This window comes from Allorhizobium ampelinum S4 (assembly GCF_000016285.1).
GTDB classification, from domain to species: Bacteria; Pseudomonadota; Alphaproteobacteria; order Rhizobiales; family Rhizobiaceae; genus Allorhizobium; species Allorhizobium ampelinum.
Window position 1 is genome coordinate 51,247 of record NC_011982.1, and the last position, 21,603, is coordinate 72,849.

The 21,603-nt window shown below is 60.7% G+C and carries 14 protein-coding genes and 3 pseudogenes; 12 read left to right on the forward strand and 5 right to left on the reverse strand.

Features of this window, described 5'->3' with window-relative positions:
- Positions 1–148 precede the first annotated feature (148 nt).
- On the reverse strand, positions 149–475 hold the full coding sequence (locus AVI_RS24715; protein WP_041699465.1) for an XRE family transcriptional regulator: 327 nt from the start codon (positions 473–475) through the stop codon (positions 149–151).
- Entirely contained in the window at positions 472–831 is a 360-nt protein-coding gene (locus AVI_RS24720; RefSeq protein WP_041699467.1) for a type II toxin-antitoxin system RelE/ParE family toxin, read from the reverse strand. The genes AVI_RS24715 and AVI_RS24720 overlap by 4 nt, the downstream gene beginning before the upstream one ends.
- 759 nt (positions 832–1,590) lie before the next feature.
- On the opposite strand from AVI_RS24720, the gene AVI_RS31275 reads away from it, so the two are divergent.
- The 6 genes and pseudogenes from AVI_RS31275 to AVI_RS24755 form a co-directional block, all read left to right on the forward strand.
- Positions 1,591–1,767 (forward strand): hypothetical protein, encoded by a 177-nt coding sequence (locus AVI_RS31275; protein WP_041699469.1) that lies wholly within the window; start codon positions 1,591–1,593, stop codon positions 1,765–1,767.
- Between the two features lie 217 nt (positions 1,768–1,984).
- A complete protein-coding gene (locus AVI_RS24730) occupies positions 1,985–2,947 on the forward strand; it encodes a DUF3991 and toprim domain-containing protein (RefSeq protein ID WP_041699470.1) in 963 nt (320 codons plus the stop codon).
- Positions 2,948–3,089: 142 nt separating this feature from the next.
- Positions 3,090–3,692 carry a DUF1419 domain-containing protein gene (locus tag AVI_RS24735; RefSeq protein ID WP_012648950.1) on the forward strand — a complete coding sequence of 201 codons (603 nt, stop codon included), beginning with the start codon at positions 3,090–3,092 and terminating at the stop codon, positions 3,690–3,692.
- A 228-nt stretch (positions 3,693–3,920) separates the two neighbouring features.
- A pseudogene (locus tag AVI_RS24740) lies at positions 3,921–5,288 on the forward strand (lactate dehydrogenase); the annotation flags it as partial.
- A gap of 86 nt (positions 5,289–5,374) precedes the next feature.
- Positions 5,375–6,438, forward strand: a protein-coding gene (locus AVI_RS29975) for an IS630 family transposase (protein ID WP_174083776.1) whose coding sequence is annotated in 2 segments (ribosomal slippage) — positions 5,375–5,866 and positions 5,869–6,438 — 1,062 coding nt in all. Because the reading frame shifts where the segments join, the coding sequence is not laid out codon by codon here.
- 33 nt (positions 6,439–6,471) lie between these two features.
- A pseudogene (locus AVI_RS24755) lies at positions 6,472–10,150 on the forward strand (DEAD/DEAH box helicase family protein); the annotation flags it as partial.
- A 262-nt stretch (positions 10,151–10,412) separates the two neighbouring features.
- Here AVI_RS24755 and AVI_RS24760 read toward each other — a convergent pair.
- The 3 genes from AVI_RS24760 to AVI_RS24770 form a co-directional block, all read right to left on the reverse strand.
- Positions 10,413–13,250, reverse strand: a complete 2,838-nt coding sequence (locus AVI_RS24760) for a hypothetical protein (protein ID WP_012648953.1) — start codon at positions 13,248–13,250, stop codon at positions 10,413–10,415.
- A complete protein-coding gene (locus AVI_RS24765; RefSeq protein WP_041699472.1) occupies positions 13,247–13,996 on the reverse strand; it encodes a hypothetical protein in 750 nt (249 codons plus the stop codon). Before AVI_RS24765 ends, AVI_RS24760 begins: the two co-directional genes overlap by 4 nt.
- Positions 13,997–14,335: 339 nt before the next feature.
- Positions 14,336–15,160, reverse strand: coding sequence for an isocitrate lyase/PEP mutase family protein (locus tag AVI_RS24770; protein WP_012648955.1), 825 nt, complete (start codon positions 15,158–15,160; stop codon positions 14,336–14,338).
- Between the two features lie 326 nt (positions 15,161–15,486).
- Between AVI_RS24770 and AVI_RS24775 the strand changes: the two are divergent.
- The 6 genes and pseudogenes from AVI_RS24775 to AVI_RS24800 all read left to right on the forward strand — a co-directional run bounded on the left by AVI_RS24775 (position 15,487) and on the right by AVI_RS24800 (position 21,294).
- Positions 15,487–17,248, forward strand: a pseudogene (locus tag AVI_RS24775) (ParB/RepB/Spo0J family partition protein).
- A 100-nt stretch (positions 17,249–17,348) separates the two neighbouring features.
- On the forward strand, positions 17,349–17,822 hold the full coding sequence (locus tag AVI_RS24780; protein WP_012648956.1) for a hypothetical protein: 474 nt from the start codon (positions 17,349–17,351) through the stop codon (positions 17,820–17,822).
- Positions 17,819–18,706, forward strand: coding sequence for a DUF7007 domain-containing protein (locus tag AVI_RS24785; RefSeq protein WP_012648957.1), 888 nt, complete (start codon positions 17,819–17,821; stop codon positions 18,704–18,706). Before AVI_RS24780 ends, AVI_RS24785 begins: the two co-directional genes overlap by 4 nt.
- Positions 18,703–19,107 carry a hypothetical protein gene (locus tag AVI_RS24790; protein ID WP_012648958.1) on the forward strand — a complete coding sequence of 135 codons (405 nt, stop codon included), beginning with the start codon at positions 18,703–18,705 and terminating at the stop codon, positions 19,105–19,107. Before AVI_RS24785 ends, AVI_RS24790 begins: the two co-directional genes overlap by 4 nt.
- A 345-nt stretch (positions 19,108–19,452) precedes the next feature.
- Entirely contained in the window at positions 19,453–20,052 is a 600-nt protein-coding gene (locus AVI_RS24795) for a hypothetical protein (protein ID WP_012648959.1), read from the forward strand.
- A gap of 315 nt (positions 20,053–20,367) precedes the next feature.
- Positions 20,368–21,294, forward strand: coding sequence for an ArdC family protein (locus AVI_RS24800; RefSeq protein WP_012648960.1), 927 nt, complete (start codon positions 20,368–20,370; stop codon positions 21,292–21,294).
- Positions 21,295–21,603: the final 309 nt, after the last annotated feature.

The following is a 21,603-nucleotide window of genomic DNA, read 5'->3' on the forward strand; positions in this document are numbered from 1 at the left end:
TTGCGACGCATCGTGCCATGGCGGCGATACGATTTTGCCGTTACCAGCCGTTGGGAATCGAAGCTCTCTCGCTTTCGACGAGATTGGATGACCCAATCACCCAATCCGAACAAGGGGTTGTCGGTTCGTATCTCATCAAGGCGAAAAATTATTTTTCGGTGGCCAATTCGCTGAAATTCTTGATGCTGACTGAGGTATCGGGGAACTTTGCTGTGATCTCCAGCGTGCCGCCAAGAGCTTCGATGTAGCGTCGCAGGTTGCTGACATAAATATCGGCACGCTGCTCCAGCTTTGCGACAGCCGGCTGCTTCACGTGGAGTGCGCGCGCTACATCCTGCTGGGTCTTTTCACGCGCTTGACGCAGCTCATGCAACGCCATTTCCTCGAGAATTGCCTTGGTTGCTTCATCATTGCGGGCGCGACGTTCAGGCGCCATACTCTTGCGCAGGTCGTTAAAGGAGCGATGTCCAGTCATATCAACCCTTCCTTCCCGATCTCGATCAGGTAATTGTCATATAGGCGATCAGCGACCGGAATCATGATTTCGTAAAAGCGGTCGTCGCCGGTTTTATTTCCACCGACCAGCAAAATAGCGGTGCGACGCGGATCGAAAGCGTAGAATACCCGGTAGGGTTCACCACCGCTCTGAATCCGCAATTCCCGCATATGTTCGTGCCTGGAGCCTTCGATGCCGGATGAGTATGGGAAGGGGAGTTGGGGTCCTTTGGCTTCGAGAAGCCCGACCACCCTTACAATATCGTCCTGAATGGCTTCGACCAACGTCGCGTACCACTCACCAAACTCATCGGTATATTCAACGCTCCAACTCATCGATGCTCCAAATGTATTCCATCTGTGGAATATTTCAAGCGATATTCCACAGATGGAATAACTCGATCGCTTTCGACTGGCAAGTGACGACGATACTAAGTTGCAAGTGTCTGCGATCTCAATCGATTCCAGCGAGTTTGTCATCTGTACCTGCTTAGGAGCGAGATGGATTCTCGATGCGGCCTCCGCAAGTCGGCCGATTACTAGGCAAAAAATAGGGCCACCGGAAAACCGAGGCCCTTGAAGTGTGAAGGTTAAAACCTCCAGGGGGGAACAGCTGATGCGATGGCACTGGGAGGAGGCCGTCGCGTGCATCAGCTATGGGCTTTATGCCTAGAATATATGCGATGCGCAAACAAAAATTGTGCAATGCACCTATGCGCGAAACGACGAGATAATCGACGCCGCGGAATTCGGGGTTCCACGTCGCATATGAGCCGTCTCCACCATTCGTAAGCATTGACCCCAAACTGATGCCGGGGTGGAAAGAACCAAGCACCAAGGTATCGGGGGCAGCGATGAGGTCTGCATTAGCATGATCATTGTCGGTCGGAGGCGGGCCCATAGGAGACAGCCCATTCCCGCTCTTGATGGATGGCTTCCTGGTCCGGCCCCGGATCTCCGTCGATCAACCCGCTGACGGGGTCCGCTAGCAAGCTGCGGCCGCTCCGGCTCCGCCTTCGCGGTGATCGCGACCGGTTCCGGACACTGACGGGAGCATCGAGCGGGAATGGCCCGCTCCAAAGATGGAGCCCTCAGATGAACACCAATCTTTCCCTTGCGCAGAACCACGCCTTCCAGCTTTCCCGCACCCTGATGGTTCCGGTCACACTCTTCCGGACGGGCGACGAGTTCGGCGTTCTGCCGAGCGACGAACTCGATGACGAAGACGATCTGGAGATCGTCCATGAATATGTTCCGGGTGGGTCTCATTGAGACCCTTCCTTTTCACAGGTGCCGCTTGCGAGCGGCAGGCGGCAAGGGAAGCTTCGCCACGGCTGGCCTCTCGGCATCGGCACAAACCTGCAGATCTGCAGGTTGCCAGCCGCGCCCTTGCCTCCTTTGCTCTTCGCGGACAGTCGAGAACGGTCCCGCAAACCGCGGGGAGATAAAAATCACGAAGAAAGGCGGACGCAGGAGCGCCGGCAAAGGAATGGAGAAAAGAAAACTGGAAGATCTGCGGGACCGTGTCCCGTGCGCCGTTGTGCTGGAGCAGGCCGGTTTTGCAGTCGATGTGAAGGAAAGCACCCGACGGGCAGTTAAATATCGGCGCGGCGCGGAGATCATTATTGTCATCCACCAAGGGAGGGGTTGGTTCGACCCGCTCTCGGACGCCAAGGGCGATGTCTTCAACCTCGCCGCACACCTCGATGGACTTTCCTTCGTCGAAAGCCTGAACCAGGTCGCCGCATTGGTCGGCTTCGTTGCGAACGAACCGGTCTGGAGCCGAACTGTTCGAGATCCCGCGCCGTCTGATACCATTCCGGAGCGCTGGGCGAAGCGCCGCAAACCGTGGCGAGGGTCGATGACTTGGCGCTATCTGCAGGTTGAACGCCGCCTATCGGAGACCATCATCCGCGCCGCTATACGTGACGATGTGTTGCGAGAGGGTCCACAAGGCAGCATGTGGGCCGCGCATGTCAATGAACATGGTGCCATTTCCGGCTGGGAAGAACGCGGCCCCGACTGGCGCGGCTTCTCGACCGGCGGTTCGAAAGTGCTCTTCCGGCTCGGAGCTATCGATGCGCTCCGTCTCTGCGTCACCGAAGCCGCGATCGATGCCATGAGCCTTGCCGCCTTCGAAGGGTTGCGGGAGGGCAGTCTTTATCTCAGCACTGGAGGAGGGTGGTCACCGAGCACCGATGCTGCGGTGCGCAAGCTTGCCGCGCGTGCCGGCATCCAACTTGTCGCTGCCACGGATGCCAACATCCAAGGTGAGACCTTCGCCAGCCGATTGCGTGACATCGCCGATGAGGCTGGTTGCGACTGGCTGCGCCTCACGCCTCCGGACGAAGACTGGAACGACGCACTGTGCGCGCGAGAAAAGGAAAAGCAGGAAAAGCAGAACGAGGGGAGACGAGGCCTGCCGCATGCCCGCCGGCCGCGTCAAGGGTGAAGCTTCGCCCGGCTGTGCCGGCCCTTGACCCGCCCGGACGGAGAGGCGGCCTGAAGGGAGGGGTCAGGAAGGGCTGAAGAGACGATGGCGACCATGAGGATCCGCCGCGCTCCAGTTCGGACGAGGCTGAAGGAGCCCGATCATGACCCTCTCCACCATCCGCAAAGTTTTTGAAGGTGTTGCCGATATCAGGCAGATGTTCCGCATGTTCGACCGCCACGCGCAGCGCCCGAACCGATGGGAGGGCGACGACAGTGCGCTCTACAGCGGTGAATGGTTCGAGATTGGCGAGACATGCCACGATTACATGCTCGAGATCCTCCCGCCGCTGTGGATGCGGGGGGAGATGTTCGCCATGCGCGAGTTCCTGACCGGCTCGATCACCAGCATCTTTTTCACGCTCTTGATCGACGGGCACATCCGCTATTTCCATGGTTACTGTGATCTGGCTGACAAGGGCTCTCCCGAACGCATGCGCAACGCGATCATCGAGCGCGAATCCCGGCCCGTTCGGGCGATGACGCGTGAAGAGCGTCTCGAGCATATCTGGTCGAGCACGGCGGATGACTATCGCGGCTATGCCGGCGAACGTTGGCCGTCAAGCGATCATGGCAAGCGTACGGTCCTGATCTACGGCGGAAAGGAGGGCACATTCCTGAAGCGGCTCGACCAGCTCACCGATACCGAGATATCCGCGAAACTGCCGGTGCATCTGCGATATCTGCCCGACGCGATCGCGGCGTGACGGGGGCGTGACATGTTCACTTTTCCTGCCACCGACGTTCGGGCTGTGTCGGTCCGTGGTCAGCGACGCATCTGCGGATTACCACGGACGACACGTCCCTTTTCATCAGCCTGATCCACCCCTGACCACGGCTTTCACATCCAATCTTCCAACACCCCCGCGACCATCTCCGTGCCGTTCTGCCGGCCGGGGACGACGGCGCTTGCTCGTTTTCCAAGGAGCCTTTTCATGAGCAACAATCCCTTCACACTCGATATGTTCGGCAATACCGCTCTCTCGCCGGGACTTGGTCTCGGCGTCACGGCCTTCGGCAGCTTTTCAGCCCCTGCCAACGATGATGAACCAGAGCCGACGCCGCCCGCGCCCGCCGCAGCCTTGTCCGTCAGCGCGACCAAACAGCCGCCGCGCAGACAGGGGCATCGCGCCAACTTCTATCTCGACAGCGAAGACCGCGGCCTTGCGGCAAGCTGGAAGGAGCGGGCACGGATGAATGTCGCCGCCATCGTTACCGCCAACGAGATCGAAAATCACAACATACCCGTCACCCGCGAGCATCAGAGGAAGCTGATCCGCTTCACGGGTTTCGGGGCATCGGAGCTTGCCAACGGCATGTTCCGCAGGCCGGGTGAGATGGAGTTTCGCAAGGGTTGGGATGATCTCGGCACATCGCTGGAAACGGCGGTCGCCGAATCCGACTATGCTTCACTCGCCCGTTGCACCCAATATGCCCACTTCACACCGGAGTTTATCATCCGGGCAATCTGGTCTGGCCTGCAACGGCTCGGCTGGCGTGGTGGACGCATTCTGGAGCCAGGTATTGGTACGGGGCTGTTTCCGGCACTGATGCCCGAAGCCTATCGCGACAACAGCTTTGTCACCGGGATCGAGCTCGACCCGGTCACCGCCCGTATCGCCCGGCTGCTTCAGCCGAGGGCGCGGATCATCAACGCGGACTTTGCCCGCACCGATCTGGCGCCGATCTATGACCTGGCCATTGGCAATCCGCCCTTTTCCGATCGCAGCGTCCGTTCTGACCGATCCTATCGCAAGCTCGGCCTTCGCCTCCATGACTACTTCATTGCACGGTCAATCGATCTGTTGAGGCCCGGTGCGCTGGCCGCCTTCGTGACCAGCTCCGGCACGATGGACAAGGCGGATGCCACAGCGCGCGAGCATATTGCGAGGTCTGCGGACCTGAGCGCCGCCATTCGATTGCCGGAGGGCAGCTTCCGTCGCGACGCCGGCACGGATGTCGTCGTCGACATCCTGTTCTTCCGCAAGCGCAAGGTCGGCCAAGCCGAGGGCGACCAGGACTGGCTCGATCTGGAAGAAGTTCGTCCCGCGACAGAGGACGAAGGCGCTATTCGCGTCAACCGCTGGTTTGCTCGGCACCCGGGTCTGGTGCTGGGCGAACATGCGCTGACCTCGGGTCCGTTCGGTGAGACCTACACCTGCCTGCCAAGCACCGGGGAGGATCTGGAAGTGGTGCTTCAAGAGGCCATCGCCCTTCTTCCCGAAGGAATTTACGACGGTGGGCCGACGCCTGTGGACATCGACTTGGAGGAGGAACTCGGTGATATCGTTGATCTAATACCAGCCTGCGTTGAGGCTGACTCAGGTTGTGGATTCCCAAAGCGATGAAAGTGTGAATCAATGGCGTCCTGCATCGAAAGGACGTGGCGATGGGACAAGCGATCGGCTTGCGGGAAGATTTTGACGGAGCGTCGCTCCGGCGACTGGCGCGATTATCAAAGAGCGCGCCGCAGGCCCGGCGACTGCTGGCCCTGGCGCAGATCTACGAGGGGAGCAGCAGGAGCGAGGCCGCAAGGATTGGCGGGGTGACCCTTCAGATCGTGCGGGACTGGGTGATCCGGTTCAATGCCCGTGGCCCCGACGGTCTTCTGGACGGCAAGGCGCCGGGCAAGCCGTCGATCCTCAACGATGCCCAGCGTCGTGCGCTGGTCGAGGCGGTCGAGCGCGGGCCGATCCCGGCGATCCATGGTGTCGTGCGTTGGCGGTTGATCGACCTTGTGTATTTGCTGCACGAGGAGTTCGCGGTGTCGCTCGACGAAACCACCGTGAGCCGCGAGTTGAAAAAGCTGGGCTATGTGAAGCTGACCGCGCGACCACGTCATCATGCGCAGAACGAGCTGGCCATGGAGACATTCAAAAAGGGGGCTTTGCTGCCGAAGTGGCAAAGGTCCGGACAAGCCTCCCGAAGGGCACGTCCATAGAAGTCTGGTTCCAAGACGAGGCCCGCGTCGGTCAGAAGAACACCATCACACGGCGCTGGGCCAGACGCGGAACACGACCCTCGGCGCCCAAGGACCAGCGCACGAAATCGGCCTACATCTTCGGAGCCATCTGCCCCGAACAGGGCAAGGGTGCCGGGCTGATCCTGCCCTTTTGCAACACAGAAACGATGTCGCTACATCTCGCTGAGATCGCGCTCGCCGTAGCGCCGGGCGCGCACGCCGTGGTGTTGATGGACCAGGCCGGATGGCACATGACCGACAAGCTCGAGGTCCCCGACAACATCAGCATCATCGCGCTACCCGCCAAGTGTCCCGAGCTGAACCCGGTCGAGAACGTTTGGCAATTCATGCGCGATAACTGGCTTTCCAATCGCGTTTTTACCTCCCACGACAATATTCTCGACCACTGCTGCGAGGCTTGGAACAAGCTGGTCGATCAGCCTTGGCGCATCATGACCATCGGCCGCCGAAAATGGGCTCGTCAGTTCTGATCAATGCAGGTTGGTATTAGGCCTGGTAACGGCACGATCCGCGAAGGCAGCTTCTTCATCGACAACGGTCGAGGCCTGATGCAGATGCTGGACGGGTCAGCCGTGCCGGTCATCGTGCGCAAAGGACGCTCGGGCGACGGGATTTCCGAGAAACATGTCCGGATCATCAGCAAGCTGATTCCCATCCGCGACGCGGTCCGTGAGGTGCTGAAGGCACAGGAGACTGATCGGCCCTGGCGCGACCTTCAGGTCCGGCTGCGTATCGCCTGGTCGAGCTTCGTGCGCGACTTCGGGCCGATCAACCACACCACTGTCTCGATCCAGGAGGATGCCGAGACCGGTGAGGCCAAGGAGACCCACCGCCAGCCGAACCTTGCACCCTTCCGCGACGATCCGGATTGCTGGCTGGTCGCCTCGATCGAGAATTACGATCTGGAGACGGACACGGCGAAGCCAGGTCCGATCTTCGCCACCCGTGTGATCGCTCCGCCGATCTCGCCTGTCATCACCAGTGCGGCTGATGCGCTGGCGGTCGTACTCAACGAACGCGGCCATGTCGATCTCGATCATATCGCCGAGTTGTTGCACCGCGACGTTTCCACCGTTATCGCCGATCTCGGCGGCGAGGTTTTTCGCGATCCCGCCGACGGATCCTGGCAAACGGCCGACGCCTATCTTTCCGGCTCGGTTCGCACCAAGCTCACCGCCGCGCAGGCTGCAGAGGAGCTTGATCCGGCGTACGAGCGCAATGTCCGCGCCCTGAAGCAAGTTCAGCCGGCCGATCTGCGACCGTCCGACATCACTGCCAGGCTTGGGGCACCATGGATCCCGGCCGCCGATATCGTCGCCTTCGTCAAGGAGAGGATGGATGCCGATATTCGCATCCATCATCTGCCGGAGCTAGGGTCCTGGACCGTGGAGGCGCGGCAGTTGGGCTATAGTGCTGCCGGTACATCGGAATGGGGCACAAGCCGCCGTGATGCCGGTGAACTGCTTACTGACGCGCTCAACAGCCGGGTCCCACAAATTTTCGATGTCTTCAAGGATGCCGATGGCGAGCGCCGGGTTCTCAATGTCGTCGACACCGAGGCAGCGCGTGATAAGCTGCAGAAGATCAAGCAGTCCTTCCAGGACTGGGTCTGGACCGATCCCGATCGCACCGACCGGTTGGCGCGGGTCTACAACGACCGCTTCAACAACATCGCGCCACGTAAATTCGACGGCTCCCATCTGAAACTCCCCGGTGCCTCTGGCGCCTTCGTTCTTTATGGGCACCAGAAACGCGGCATCTGGCGGATCATTGCCGATGGCTCGACCTATCTCGCGCATGCCGTCGGGACCGGCAAGACGATGACCATGGCAGCCGCGATCATGGAGCAACGCCGGCTGGGCCTGATCGCCAAGGCGATGCTGGTCGTCCCCGGCCATTGCCTCGCACAGGCCGCCCGTGAGTTTCTGGCGCTTTATCCGAACGCCAATATCCTGGTGGCCGATGAAATGAATTTCACCAAAGACAAGCGTGCCAGGTTCCTGTCGCGCGCCGCGACGGCCACTTGGGATGCGATCATCATCACCCATTCGGCGTTTCGCTTCATCACTGTGCCCGCGGCTTTCGAGCAGGAGATGATCCAGGACGAACTGCAGCTCTACGAGGATCTGCTCACCAAGGTCGACAGCGAGGACCGCGTCTCGCGCAAGCGCCTCGAGCGACTGAAGGAAGGTCTGCAGGAGCGGCTTCAAGGTTTGGCGACCCGTAAGGATGATCTTTTGACGATCTCGGAGATCGGCGTCGACCAGATCGTCGTCGACGAGGCGCAGGAATTCCGCAAGCTGTCCTTTGCCACCAATATGTCAACGCTGAAGGGAATTGACCCGAATGGCTCGCAGCGCGCCTGGGATTTCTACGTGAAGTCTCGCTACATCGAAACGAAGAACCCCGGCCGCGCTCTGGTGCTCGCTTCAGGCACGCCGATCACCAATACGCTCGGCGAAATGTTCTCGATCCAGCGGCTGCTCGGCCGTGAAGCGCTTGCCGAGCGCGGCCTGCACGAATTCGACGCCTGGGCGAGCACATTCGGCGACACCACCACGGCGCTCGAAATCCAGCCGTCCGGCAAATACAAGCCGGTCAGCCGCTTCGCCAGCTTCGTCAATGTCCCTGAACTGATTGCAATGTTCCGCAGCTTTGCAGATGTCGTGTTGCCGGACGATCTCCGCCAGTACGTAAAGGTGCCGGCAATCTCGACGGGCCGGCGTCAAATTCTGACCGCGAAGCCAACGCAGTCCTTCAGAAATTATCAGACCATTCTCGACGCCCGTATCAAGGCCATTGAGCAGCGCGAGGGGCCGACCAAACCCGGCGATGACATCCTGCTCTCGGTCATCACCGATGGCCGCCACGCGGCGATCGATCTGCGTCTGGTCGACCCGGACAATGACAACGAGCCCGATAATAAGCTCAATCTCCTCGTCGAGAATTCTTACCGCATCTGGGCGGAAACCGCAGAACGGGAGTATGTTCGTTCTGACGGGAAGCCCTTCGAACTCACGGGCGCGGCACAGATGATCTTCTCGGACCTCGGCACCATCAATGTCGAGAAAACCCGAGGCTTCTCGGCCTATCGCTGGATCAGGGATGAACTGATCCGCATGGGGGTGCCGCCTTCTGAAATCGCGGTCATGCAGGATTACAAGAACCGAGGCAAAGCAGCGCCTTTTTGGCGACGTGTGGGCCGGCAAGGTCCGCTTTCTGATCGGTTCGTCGGAGACCATGGGCACCGGCGTCAACGCCCAGCTTCGCTTGAAGGCGCTTCATCATCTCGACGTGCCGTGGCTGCCGTCGCAGATCGAGCAGCGCGAGGGTCGCATCGTGCGGCAAGGCAACCAGCACGACGAGGTCGATATCTTTGCCTATGCCACGCAGGCTCGCTCGACGCTAGCATGTGGCAGAACAACGAGCGCAAGGCACGGTTCATCGCAGCAGCGCTTTCTGGTGACACGTCGATCCGGCGTCTTGAAGACATGGGCGAGGGGCAGGCAAATCAGTTTGCCATGGCTAAGGCGATCGCCAGTGGCGATGAACGTTTGATGCAAAAGGCTGGTCTCGAAGCTGATATCGCCCGCCTCGAGAGGTTGCGTGCCGCCCATGAGGACGATCTGTTCGCTGTCCGCAGGCAGGTCCGCGATGCCGAGCGCGAGATCGAAACCGCGACCCGGCGCATCGTCGAGATCGGCCAGGATATCGAGCGCCTGGTTCCGACGTCGGGCGAAGCATTCACCATGGCTGTGACAGGCAAGCCCTATACCGAACGTAAGGATGCTGGCCGGGCGCTGATGAAGGAGATCCTCACCCTCGTTCAACTACAGCAAGAGAGTAAGGTCCACATCGCCACCGTTGGAAGCTTTGATCTTGTCTACGATGGCGAAAAATTCGGCCGTAGTGACAATTACCGCTACCAGACGTTGCTGCAGCGCACTGGCGCAGACCGTCACGCCTCTGGGTGCCATCTCGCGCCTCGAGCATGCTCTCGACGGGTTCGACCAGGAGCGGGAGCGCTACCGCCAGCGGTTGGAGGAATACCGACGTCGCCTGGCATCCTATCAGTCGCGGAAGGATGGCACCTTCGCCTTTGCCGATGAACTGGTTGAGAAGCACCAGGCTTTGCGCGAGGTGGAGCGATCCTTGTCGGCTGATGTTGATGGGGTTTTGTAGACTAGAAATGGTAGATAGCCTGATAAGCACGCTGCCAAGACGCATGAGTATCGCAAAATTCCTGTTTATACATGTTGCAAAAATCAGCCGTAAAACTGAAACTTTAATCGGGATTTTTGCGACAAAGCCACCGTTCGGGTTCCGACCCCCATTTCGGTCCTTTCGAGCCGAAGGCGGACATGAGATCGAATCCGCAAGCACGCGATGCCGAAGGATCGCAAGCAACGCGTCAGGAATGACCGCACCATATCCCACCGTCCGGCTAGTCCGAATCGCGGGACGCGGTCGCCTCGCTTAGTGGTTTGCCGAAGGCGCAATAACGGGTTGGGTAGAACGGGTTCGCGTCGCACAGCCCGCGCAGCAGGCCGACGCTCAGTTCGCGTTCCGTGAGTAGTGCCGCATAGCCCTGGGTGTAATGCGCCACGGAAAGCATGTCGGACGACGTGAACGGGTCGATCATGTTGCATCGGCTGCTGGCCGGCGTTGTGTAGTATGGATTGTCCTTCGAGGGTTTCCCTTGGTCGTCGGTGAGAGGCTCTACAGCGGTTGGGTTCCAGCACAGCTTGGCTGACGCAATGGCACTCGGCTCCAGATCTGGGTCCGAATACACCCTTGGAAGCTCGATCGCCCACATGCCGAGGGTACTCGTCGGCAGCCCGGCCGCCGCGTCCTCGAACAGCACGTCGTGACCGATGATCTCGCGCATCCTGTCGCTGAAGGGGGATCGGATCGCTTGGCGCCATTCATTGATCGTGGCGCCGCGTGCCTTCAACCGCTTCAGGACCAGTGCGCGAACGACGTTCTTGGCGAAAGTCGGGCTCGCCTCCATCAGGCAAAGCGTGTTCCATTCCTCGCTGCCGGCCACGCAGTTCGGGCCGGGCAGCGCCCGGTTCGGCGGCGGCGCTGCGAGCATCTGGTTTATCGCCGCCGGCGTCTTCATGAGACGAGCCTGCGCGTAGGCCGGAATGATCTTCTTGTCCAAGATGTCGGAGGCCTTGTCGATCACGGGGACCCCCGCGAGCAGGTTGGCCTGTGCGATGTTCAGGTCGAGCACGTCGGTCGCGTTCGCTAAGGCCAACACATGTCTCGTGCGGCGAGAGGCGGAGCGTCGCGACACACTCGCGACCTCGTCCTCGCTCATGACGCGCGCAGCCGCCCCGGTCGTCCGCTCTATCAGTATGCCGTTCCAAGGTGCGACGGCGCGCGTGAACCCGGAAAGGAGGACGGCGGTCGTGGGACTCAACAGCGCTCCCTGCCCGGGGTTGTACTGGCTCCGGTCGATCCTTGAGTCGGGCCATGAGGACGGTGGAGCCCCTTCGCACGATGCCGCTTCAGGATCGTGGTACGAAAGCGCTTGGCACAGCGTCGCTACCGGACGGAAAAGCTTGCGCGCCACAACTTCCGCGTTGTCGCCGTCTGCCATGAGGCGAATGTAATCGACTGTGGGCTGAAGCACCCGTTGCTCAATGCGGCGCACCGCCTCCCGCCGTTTCCCGCCGTGGGCTCCCGTGTCAGCCTCCTCGACAGAGTCCGCACGGAGCATGCCGGAGAAGTCGCGCTCAGAAATCACCCGCTGCCGAGCAATAAGTCCATTCATGCAGCGGGCGTAGTCGAGGGCCCGGTTGTCGGTCTCGAAGAACAAGGAGAAGCCTAGAAGACCGCGCGCGAGAAGCGCTTGGTTCTCCGCAAGGCGGAACTCCTCAACCAGCCGCTCGCAAACGCGGACATCCTCGTAGAGAAGTTCGCGTGTATCTTGCAGGATGTAGGCAACGTCTAGCTCAAGTTCGGCGAACCGACGGTTCACGGTGTCCTCGAGAGACTCGAGCTTCTCGGCGATGCGCCGAAGGGCTTCCATCTGCTGCCGGTGGTTGCGCTCGATTTGTTGGCTCAGCCTCTGTATCTCGCGAAACACATTTCTCAGCGCCGCCTGTGTGGGATCCTCCTGCTTCCCGCCGAAGAGGGACTTGACGGAACCTAGGAAGGCGGCGCCGCTCGAGAAGATCGAAAATGGCTCGCCCAACGTGATGGCGGCGGCCAGCCCTCCGCCGGCCGAAAGCACATTCCCGATCCCGTTCGTCGCGCGCGTGAACTCTGGATCAACACCAAGGACGTCCAGCGCGGTCGACATGTCCCGGAAAACGCCCGCTGCCTTGTTGAAGTCCGCCTGCAGCTCCTGCGCCGAAGCCGCAGTCTCGAGAGCTTGTACGACAGGGGCGTCGAGCGTAAAGGCACCAGCCTGCGAAAGCGCCAGAATCTGCCGCGGCGGTAGTTTGGACGTCGCGATCGTGCTGACGATCAGTGTCTGGCGATCTAATTTGCCCTCGATCGACCCTAAAACCTGTCCCTGGGCATCGAGACGGCCGAGGGTCTTGAGCTGGAGCGATTTGACCTCCCTGTATCCCTTGTCGAGTTCCGTGAGCTGCCGACCCGTCTTCTCGCTCGAGAGAAGCAAGGACTTGTTGTCCTTCAGCACGACCCCGAGCTGATCGAGCGTGATCTGAGCCTTGAAGTCCGCCATCAGCGCGGAGTCGCCCACCTGCTCGATAAACCTCGGATCGCGCAGCATTCGGGCGAAATTTTCCTCGCCAAAGCTGCGCAGCCTTTCTTGGTCGATCGTTCCATTCGGACGAATGATCCGCCCGTATTCCTTATGAAGATAGTTGGTCACCGCGGCCGCGGCGAGCTGACCGCCTTGCCGGATTAGCTTGTCGCCGTAGTCCTCAACATACCCCCCTACAACGGCTCCCCCAATAGTCGCGGCACCACCGATCGCAGGGCCGAACCCGCCCCCGAAGGCTCCTCCCCCGGCACCGACTGCTCGGCCGATCCCCTTCACCCCGTAGCCGAGGTAGATCGTGCTGTTCTGCGACTCCTGTGCGTTCGACACCGCGGCCAAGGTGTCCTGCTGGTAGAACCAATAACCGAGTTCGGCCCGGTCCCGGGACGATATGAGCGTTTCGCCTATCGCATCGACCCCGCGTGCGTCGCTAATTCCGAACGGCGATGCGAGCCGCTTGCGGATCTCGTCCTCCGCGCCGGCTTGGTGGACGGCGCACGATAGCAGGGCCGCGGTGCAGAAGGTCTGGACGATCGACCTCATTTGAGCGAGCCCGTCCCACCGGGTGCCGCCACCGGCCCTTGCTCGTCTTCGCCGGATGTCGAGTTCGCATCGTCCGGCACCTTCGGCGGTTGGGAGAGATCCTCCACCATCGCCATGACTCTTCCGAAGCGCGCGAGGTCAGGTATGGGCATGATCGTGAGCTGACCGGGCGCACCTTTTCCACCAACCGCTGTCCAATATGCCGCCGATCCGCCGCCGCCTGAGCAGGGGTTTTTCCCGGACGCCTCCGCCACCGATGTCCCCCCCTTGCCGCCTGGCCCGAACGGACTGGCCTCGCCGTCCGCGGAAACGCTCGATCCTTGCTGACCTCCCCCTAACGTGATCGCCGCCGCGCCCGCGCCCGCGCCCGTCATTGTCGTTGGCATGCCGTTCGCAGCGCTGCCACCGCCATCGCCGATCGTTATGTCGTAGCGGTCTGCCTTGACGGGAACGATGATGGTGTACAGCCGTGCCGCGCCGCCACCCTTCCCCGGCACCCTATTCGTGTTGCTGCCCGATCCGGTGACAGTAGTGGTCCCGCCGCCGCCGCCGCCGCCGCAACCGCTGAGGAGCACGAACTGCACTTCCGGAGGACGGATCCAAGGTACGGTGGGGTTGGCGGCATCGAAGTTGAGGATCTGTACCGCTAGGTTCGCGGGCGGAACAGTCGGAGTCTCCTCCGCCCATCCGAAACACGGTGCCAGACATGCAAGGGTCAAAGTGAACATTTGCAGTTTGTTTGCCATTCCGAAGGCCTCCCGCAAAAGTAGATCGAACGCCCGTTGCTTATGATTGTCAATATGTACAGATGGATATGGAACAGAATCATCCGAAGATGCAATGTTGAGAAAGACGATGCATTCCACTTAATGACTTACCCATGTAGGAACCGGACCGAAGCTTTCCATCCGTGTTGGCTACTAGCTAGGTTGTTCCATATGGCCACTGATCGGCGCAAAGCAGTCGAGCTGTCGCAAATCTCCTAAGTTTTGCTTCATCGGTGGCCGCGTTGAAAACACAAGTGAATTTTTGTCGCAAATATCAGTCGCAAAAGTCAGAGTTTCGCGACAAACATTTGCGACAGTCTAAGCTTTCGTCGTGCCGTTGAAAAAACCTTCGAGCTCCGCGAAGCCCATAGCGTCCTCCGAAAACCGGAAAGTGCCCGCCGATTTCATCTCTCGGGCCGCGTTTGCGAAAGCGCCGAATGCGAGCCTCGCGAGCGCCGACCCAACACTGATACGTTTGACACCAGCCTCCGACAGTTCTGCGATGCCGAACGTTGCTCCTGGCATCCCCATAACGATGTTGACGGGCTTCGTCACAGCCTCGCAAACAGTGCGGATCGTGTCGAGGTCGTGGAGACCAGGTGCATAGAGTACGTCAGCACCGGCTTTCTCGAAAGCTTGCAACCGCTTGATTGTGTCATCGAGATCGGGGCGGCCCCACAGGAAATTCTCGCACCGAGCCGTCAAAACAAAATCACTTGGCAAGGCGCGGCGGGCTTCAGCTGCCGCCGCGATGCGTTCGACGGCCAACGTGAAGTCGTAAACTGGATTATCACGCTGACCGGTGTGATCCTCAAGAGAACAACCCGCAAGTCCGATGCTGGCGGCGGTGACGATCGTCTCTGCAGCACTCTCGGGACTGTCCCCAAAACCTTTCTCAAGGTCGGCAGAAACTGGCAGAGACGTAGCTGCCACGATTGCCCGACAATTGTCCAGAGTATCATCTCTCGACACAATGCCCTCCGGCACGCCGAGAGAAAAAGCCATCCCGGCGCTGGTGGTCGCGAGCGCCGGAAAGCCCAATGCTGCGAGAATCCGAGCTGTACCAATGTCCCAAGGGTTGGGAATGATAAACGTCCCTGATCCTTCATGCAGCTGTCGAAACGTTCTGCCCTTGTCTTCCATGTGGCTCTCCGATTTCACCGTCACCAAGGTGACATAGGATTAGGAACAAATAAAGAACATAGGCGCAAGTATCAGGAAAACCGGAGAAAAAAGAAAAAGCCTCTCACAGATCGGCCTTCCCGCCGCCGCTTGCGCTCAATCGCCCCCTCCTCAACCCTATCCGTCGTTCTCGCAAGGCTGCGCCCCGCTCGCCCTGACGGCCAGGGTCGCTCGGGCGCTGTTGCGCCGGTCCGTCCGCCCTGCGGTCCGGGAAATGTCTTCGGAAAGAACTGAAGGCAGGAAGGGGTGGCGACCGCCGCTCCAAAACCCCGGAAGGAGCAAATCCCATGCAGATCCTCAAACTCGATCCCCGTGCGCTCAAGGGCAATCCTGACGATGCGCGCAGGTCCAAATCTTCTCCGCAGGCCGACGCTCTGCTGCTGGCGACGGTGAAGGCGGTCGGCATTATCCAGCCGCCGGTTGTTTCACCCGAAACCGATGGCGGCAATGGCTACATCATTCAGGCTGGCCACCGTCGCGTCGCCCAAGCAATCGCCGCCGGTCTCGAAGAAATCGAGGTTATCGTCCGCGAGGCCGCGAATGATAACGGCGCGATGCGCTCGATGATCGAGAATATTGCCAGAGAACCGCTTAACGCCATCGACCAGTGGCGCGGTATCGAACGTCTTGTGGCACTCGGCTGGACCGAGGAAGCGATCGGTATCGCGCTCGCCCTGCCGGTCCGCCAGATCAGGAAGCTCAGACTTCTGGCCAACGTCTTGCCGGCAATGCTCGATCATATGGCGCTCGGTGATATGCCGAATGAGCAGCAGCTCCGCACCATTGCGGCGGCGTCACTCGACGAGCAGAAGGAAGTATGGAAGGCGAACAAGCCGAAGAAGACCGAACGCGCCGAGTGGCACACGATCTCCCGTGTGCTTTCAAAGACCGCATGTTCGCCAGGGATGCCAGCTTCGGCGACGATCTTGCGACTGCCTACGGTATCGAATGGATCGAGGATCTGTTCGCACCGGCCGATCAGGACAGCCGCTACACGACCAATGTCGAGGCATTCCTCGGTGCCCAGCAGGAATGGATGACGAGCAACCTTCCCAGGAAGGGGCAATTGTCGATGTCAACAATTGGGGCCAGCCGGAACTTCCGAAGAAGGCGGAGCGTGTCTATGGCAAGCCGTCGAAGTCCGATCGTGTCGCCATGTATCTCGACCGCGATGGCAAGGTGCAGTCCGTCGCGTTCCGCATGCCGGAGGAAAAGAAGGTCAAGGGTAAAGGTGGCACCTCCGCCAGCGATACTTCCGCAGACGCGCTTGATGACTCCGTCATCGAATCGCCGAGGCCGCGTCCCGACGTCACGCAGAAAGGGCAGGACATGATCGGTGATTTCCGCACGGATGCGCTGCACGAGGCGCTCGGCCGTGCTCCAATCGAGGACGACACGCTGATGGCGCTCCTCATTCTCGCCTTCGCAGGTCTCAATGTCCGTGTCGATTCCGGCGCGAGCGACGATGTATTCGGTTCAAAGCGGTTCAAGCGCCATGCGGCACAGCTTATCGGTGAGGACGGCAGACTCGCCTTCGACACCGACACGCTCCGCGTCGCCGCCCGCTCGATGCTGATCGACGTGCTCTCATGCCGACGCGGCATGTCGAACAGCGGTGTGGTCTCGCGCATTGCAGGCAACGCGATAGGCGCAGACGGGTTCTTGCCCAACATGGGATCGGAAGACTTCCTGTTGTGCCTGTCGCGACAGGCGCTGGAAGCGGCAGCGAAGGAGGCCAACGTGCTTCCTCGCCAGAAGGTGCGAGAGACCCGCGCAGCTCTGGTCGATCATTTCAGACAAGAGCGCTTTGTCCACTCAGCTGCGCTCTTTGTGCCAGACCGCCAGGACATCTCTGATCTCATCAAGCAGGGTGAGAACGTCCACGAAGAGGAAAGCAGCGAGGGTGCTGGCAGCGATGGAGCCGTTGGTGAGGCGGCTGAATTAGCCGTTGTCGATGGCGACGATGATCTTCCGGACACCTTTGATGATGCTCCCGAGACCATCGAGCTCGACGAAGATCAGGATGCCTACGGGATCGCGGCAGAGTAGCTGGATCGGGCATTTTCCTTCCGGATGAACGTCCGCCGCCGCTGGTCTCCATCAGCGGCGGTTTGGTTTTTTACACCCTTAGAATTCAGGGAGAATTCGCATGTCTGCACACCTCGCATTTATCGCCCCGATTGGCTCGATCATCAGCTGGTCGGACGGCACGCCGCGTCCGTCTGAGCGCCATCACCGAAAACTATCAGCATGGCAGACCAACAACAGCAGCGGAAGGCTGATCCGCAAGCAGGACGAACATCCTGTCGGAACGACTGTCGTGCCGCCGTGTTTCACAATCCATGAAGCTGATTATGGGGCAGGTGGTGTCATCGCCATCCGGGTCCATCGCACGTTCTCACTGGTCTCCAGCCTGACATTCACGATCATCGAGCGTCCCGCTTTCGGCAGTTTCCGCGTGTTTGATCGTACCGGCGACAATGCGGAGCTCGTACATCTTGCCGCGTCCCGCCAGGCGGCGGAGGAATGGTTGTCCCGGCACGGCTATCCCAATGCCGTGATAGAGGAGGTCACGGCTGACGAGATCGCAGCCGACGCCGTGGAGGGGAGGGCCGTGGCATGAACACCGTCCCCGCCATGACCAACGTCGACAGCACCCCCGGATTTCCGGGGGTTTCTTTTGGGCGATCCATTGAAGGTTTTCCGGTCGCGCGGGTCGGCGACAACGCCTTTGCCATGATGACGGGTCGATCCGAGCGGCATTATCTGGCAACGGGCTGGAAGATCGCCCGACCGTTTGCCGAATGGCGGCGAGAGGATTTCTACGGCCATTCCGGCGAGCTCGCCGACGAGGCGGCGTTTCGTGGCTACGTCCTGGAAAATGCCGAGCACCAGCGCGAGATGCAAGCACTCGGTCGATACGAGATATCCGCCGGCACTCATACGCCGTGGGGAGTGTCGCAGCGGACGTCCATCTATGCCGATGGTGTCGAATGCCACTCGACCGCAAGCCATGGTGGTTTCAAGCTTTCGGCCGGGCGCAACGTACAAGTCCATCCGATACTGCGGTTGGAGGGTGGGTTTTACGAGGAAGATTGCGCCTGGGCGACCGTGGCAATCACATTTCCAGATCTGTTCACCGGATTTGAGCGACGTTGCGCGGAAGCGACGATCAGGGATTGGCAGCCCGATGCCTGGGAGGCAATCTTCGCAAGAGTGCTGGCACCCGGTCAATCCCATATAAAGGACCGTCGCACCTTTGAAACGGAACATGCCAATGACTGGGTGGTGATCTCCGCGCTCCGTTCGGATCATCATCCCGGCATAACGGAAGTCATCGCCACCTGTGGCGGCAAGCGGGATCCCCACCTCGAGGAACGACGCTTTCTGGTGCCATCCGCGCAATACGAGGTGGGACGTTTCGGCTTCGTCATCGATGAGACGCAGCATGCAGCCTACCATGGCCCATCGAGCTTCCTGACCTGGTCCGGGAGGCGCAGGACATGATGCCCTCCATAGACGCCCAAGTGGAATTGCGCCGGATGGAAGATGCATGCCGTCAGACACGCCACCAGCTCGATCTGATCGAGCGCCAGATCATCCGCAAGATGACCGCGTTGATCCCGTCTCTTGGCCAGCGCAAGTTTGGGCATCATCGCGGCATACGACCGGAGCCGGAAGCCTTCGTTTGCCGCTACCGTTCCAATCTTGCCGCAATCACCGCCGAGCGCCAGCCGGAGATCGACGCGCTCTCGAGCAAGCTCGCAAGGCAGGAGGCGGCCATCGCATCATTTCGGGACCGTACCGCTCTCATGCGCGGTTGCGCGTGGGCAGGTCAGCAAGCTGATGACGACCTCAATCCTGATCGAAGCGGCGGGCATGCAGCGGAGTGCGATTTGACGGATTGATGGATAGCTGGTGGGGCCTTGCCTGTTTTCCTTTCAGGGCCTGGTGCCCGGGTTCTATCCCCGGGCCGGCCTGTCCTTCGGTTTTGTGACGGTCTGAACCAGCGCCCGTTCGGTTCAAGGCCGCTATCGCGCCGCGGGGCGGCCGGTCATGCCGCTCTCGAAAAAGCAGGCACGCGGGCTTCGCAGGTCTCTGCAAGACCCGCTTTCCCGCACACCGGCTTTGCTCGATCTGGCCTGCCCGGACCCTGAACCGCCCGGCTTGCGCCGGTTCCTTTCGACCGCACCGAAGGACAGACCGGCCAGGGGGCCGAAACCGCTTCGGGAACACAGAAAAAGGAAACCATCATGGCAAAGCCCGCAACCCAGTCCCGTCAAGCCAATCGCCCCTCCGCCCGTGTCGTGCCGCTGTGCAAGGGAGCCACGATCGAGATGGTCCGCCTCACATGCCCCGATGAAGCCCAGGCGCTAAAGATCGCTGAAAGCTTTGGGACAGCCATTCTCGATAGCGACAGCATTCGCGACCTGCACGAACGCCTGATCATCGAGACTGCCACCGCCCTTTCCGATGGGCTTGGCGAACGGGCAATGCAGATCCACCTGCAACGCATCGTCGGCGCCTATGTCGGATCGGCCCATGGTGCCGGGCAGTTCTACAGCCGCGCTGTCACCGAAGCACGAGACGCCACCGCAAAGGGTGCGGGCGATCACCGGGACGAGGATCTCGATGGACCTGTCGGATACGACAGCGCCGCCCAGCGCAAGCGCGAGTTCGCAGCCGACATGGGCATTCAGGCGCACGCGCTGCGGATGGCCGCCGAAGGAACTGTGGCCGCCTACGAGCAGATCGTCGGCGAAACCTGGAAGCCTTTTGACCGGCCGATTGAACAGCCCGGCCAGACACTCGACCGCAAGGCGGCCGCAGCCCAGATGTCAGCCTTTGAGTAAACCACCGTGGCGGGGCTTTGGCTCCGCCTTCATCACTTCAAGGTCGCCCTCTTTGGGGGCGGCCCTTTGGCGTGTCGATCGTCACCACGAGACCGCTGGAAGGAAAGTTAGAGGAAAATGAATGGGAAGCGACACATCGCGACCCCGTCCCGCTCATTGGTCCTGCAGGAGCCGGCGTCAAAGGCGCAACGGCTGCGCCGTCCTCCACATGCGTTCCGGCCGTTCCGGTGCCCCTGCCGCCTGATCGCTCCTGCCATCGGCCCTCCGTGACGGGGTCGCGATGGACGCGGGCCCCGCAAATGGAGGTTTGGAAAAATGAGCAGGAAATCAGAAGGTACGCGCACTGACGTCTATGCGCGGATCACCGACCGCATCGTCGCCGATCTGGAAAAGGGTGTGCGCCCATGGGTGCAGCCGTGGAATGCCGGAAACCTGTCCGGTTGGGTCAGCCGACCGCTGCGCCACAACGGCCAACGCTACACCGGGCTTAATGTTCTTCTTCTCTGGTCGGAGACTATCGCCAACGGCTTCATGTCCGCAAGCTGGATGACGCTTCGGCAGGCGAACGAACTTGGCGGACATGTGCGCAAGGGCGAAAGCGGCGCAACCGTGGTTTATGCGAGCCGCTTTACGAAGACCGAGAAGGGGGCTGGCGGCGACGCGGTTGAGCGCGACATCCCGTTTCTGAAGGCCTACACGGTCTTTAATTGCGACCAGATCGATGGCCTTCCCGACCACTTCTACCGTCGCCCTGAACCGGTCATCAAGCCGCTCGAGCGCATCGCCCATGCCGACCGCTTTTTCGCCAACACTGGAGCGGTCATCTGCTACGGCGGGGGCCAAGCCTTCTATCAGCCGTCCGCCGATACGATCCAGATGCCAGCTTTCGAGACGTTTCGGGATGCGGAGAGTTATTACGCCGTCCTTGGACATGAGGTCACCCACTGGGTCGGCGCAACCCACCGGCTGAATCGCGATCTCAGCCGCTATCACAAGGATCGCACCGATCGCGCGCGCGAAGAGCTTTGTGCAGACATCGGAGCCAGCTTCCTATGCGCCGATCTTGGCATCGTGCCGGAACTGGAGCCGCGGCCAGATCATGCAAGCTATGTGGCCTCGTGGCTGAAGCTGCTTGAAGGTGACCGCCGTGCAATTTTCCAGGCTGCCGCACATGCGCAGCGGGCTGTCGCCTATCTCCACGCTCTGCAGCCGCAGGCGGACACGGAGCGGGAGGCGGCATGATGCTCTATGCTCCAGATCTCGCCGAGGTGGACACATTCTCCCAAAATCGCCAGCGGCACTTTCGTTTCGCGCTGGCGTCCAGTCGCCCACCATCGTGCTGATGGAGGCGCACGGGGGGATCGACGCGATGGTAGGTGGCGCTCTGCCTGATACTTAGTCTTTCATTCTCGGGAAGCGAAAAGCTTGCTCCCAGCCATGCCGGAGGAGGCAATGCCGTCCATCCCGATCAGCCGGAACGGACGATAGGCACGAGGTGCCGGGCCGGGGCCAGGCTGAAGATGTTCGTTCGACGCTGGAAGGGAGCATCGT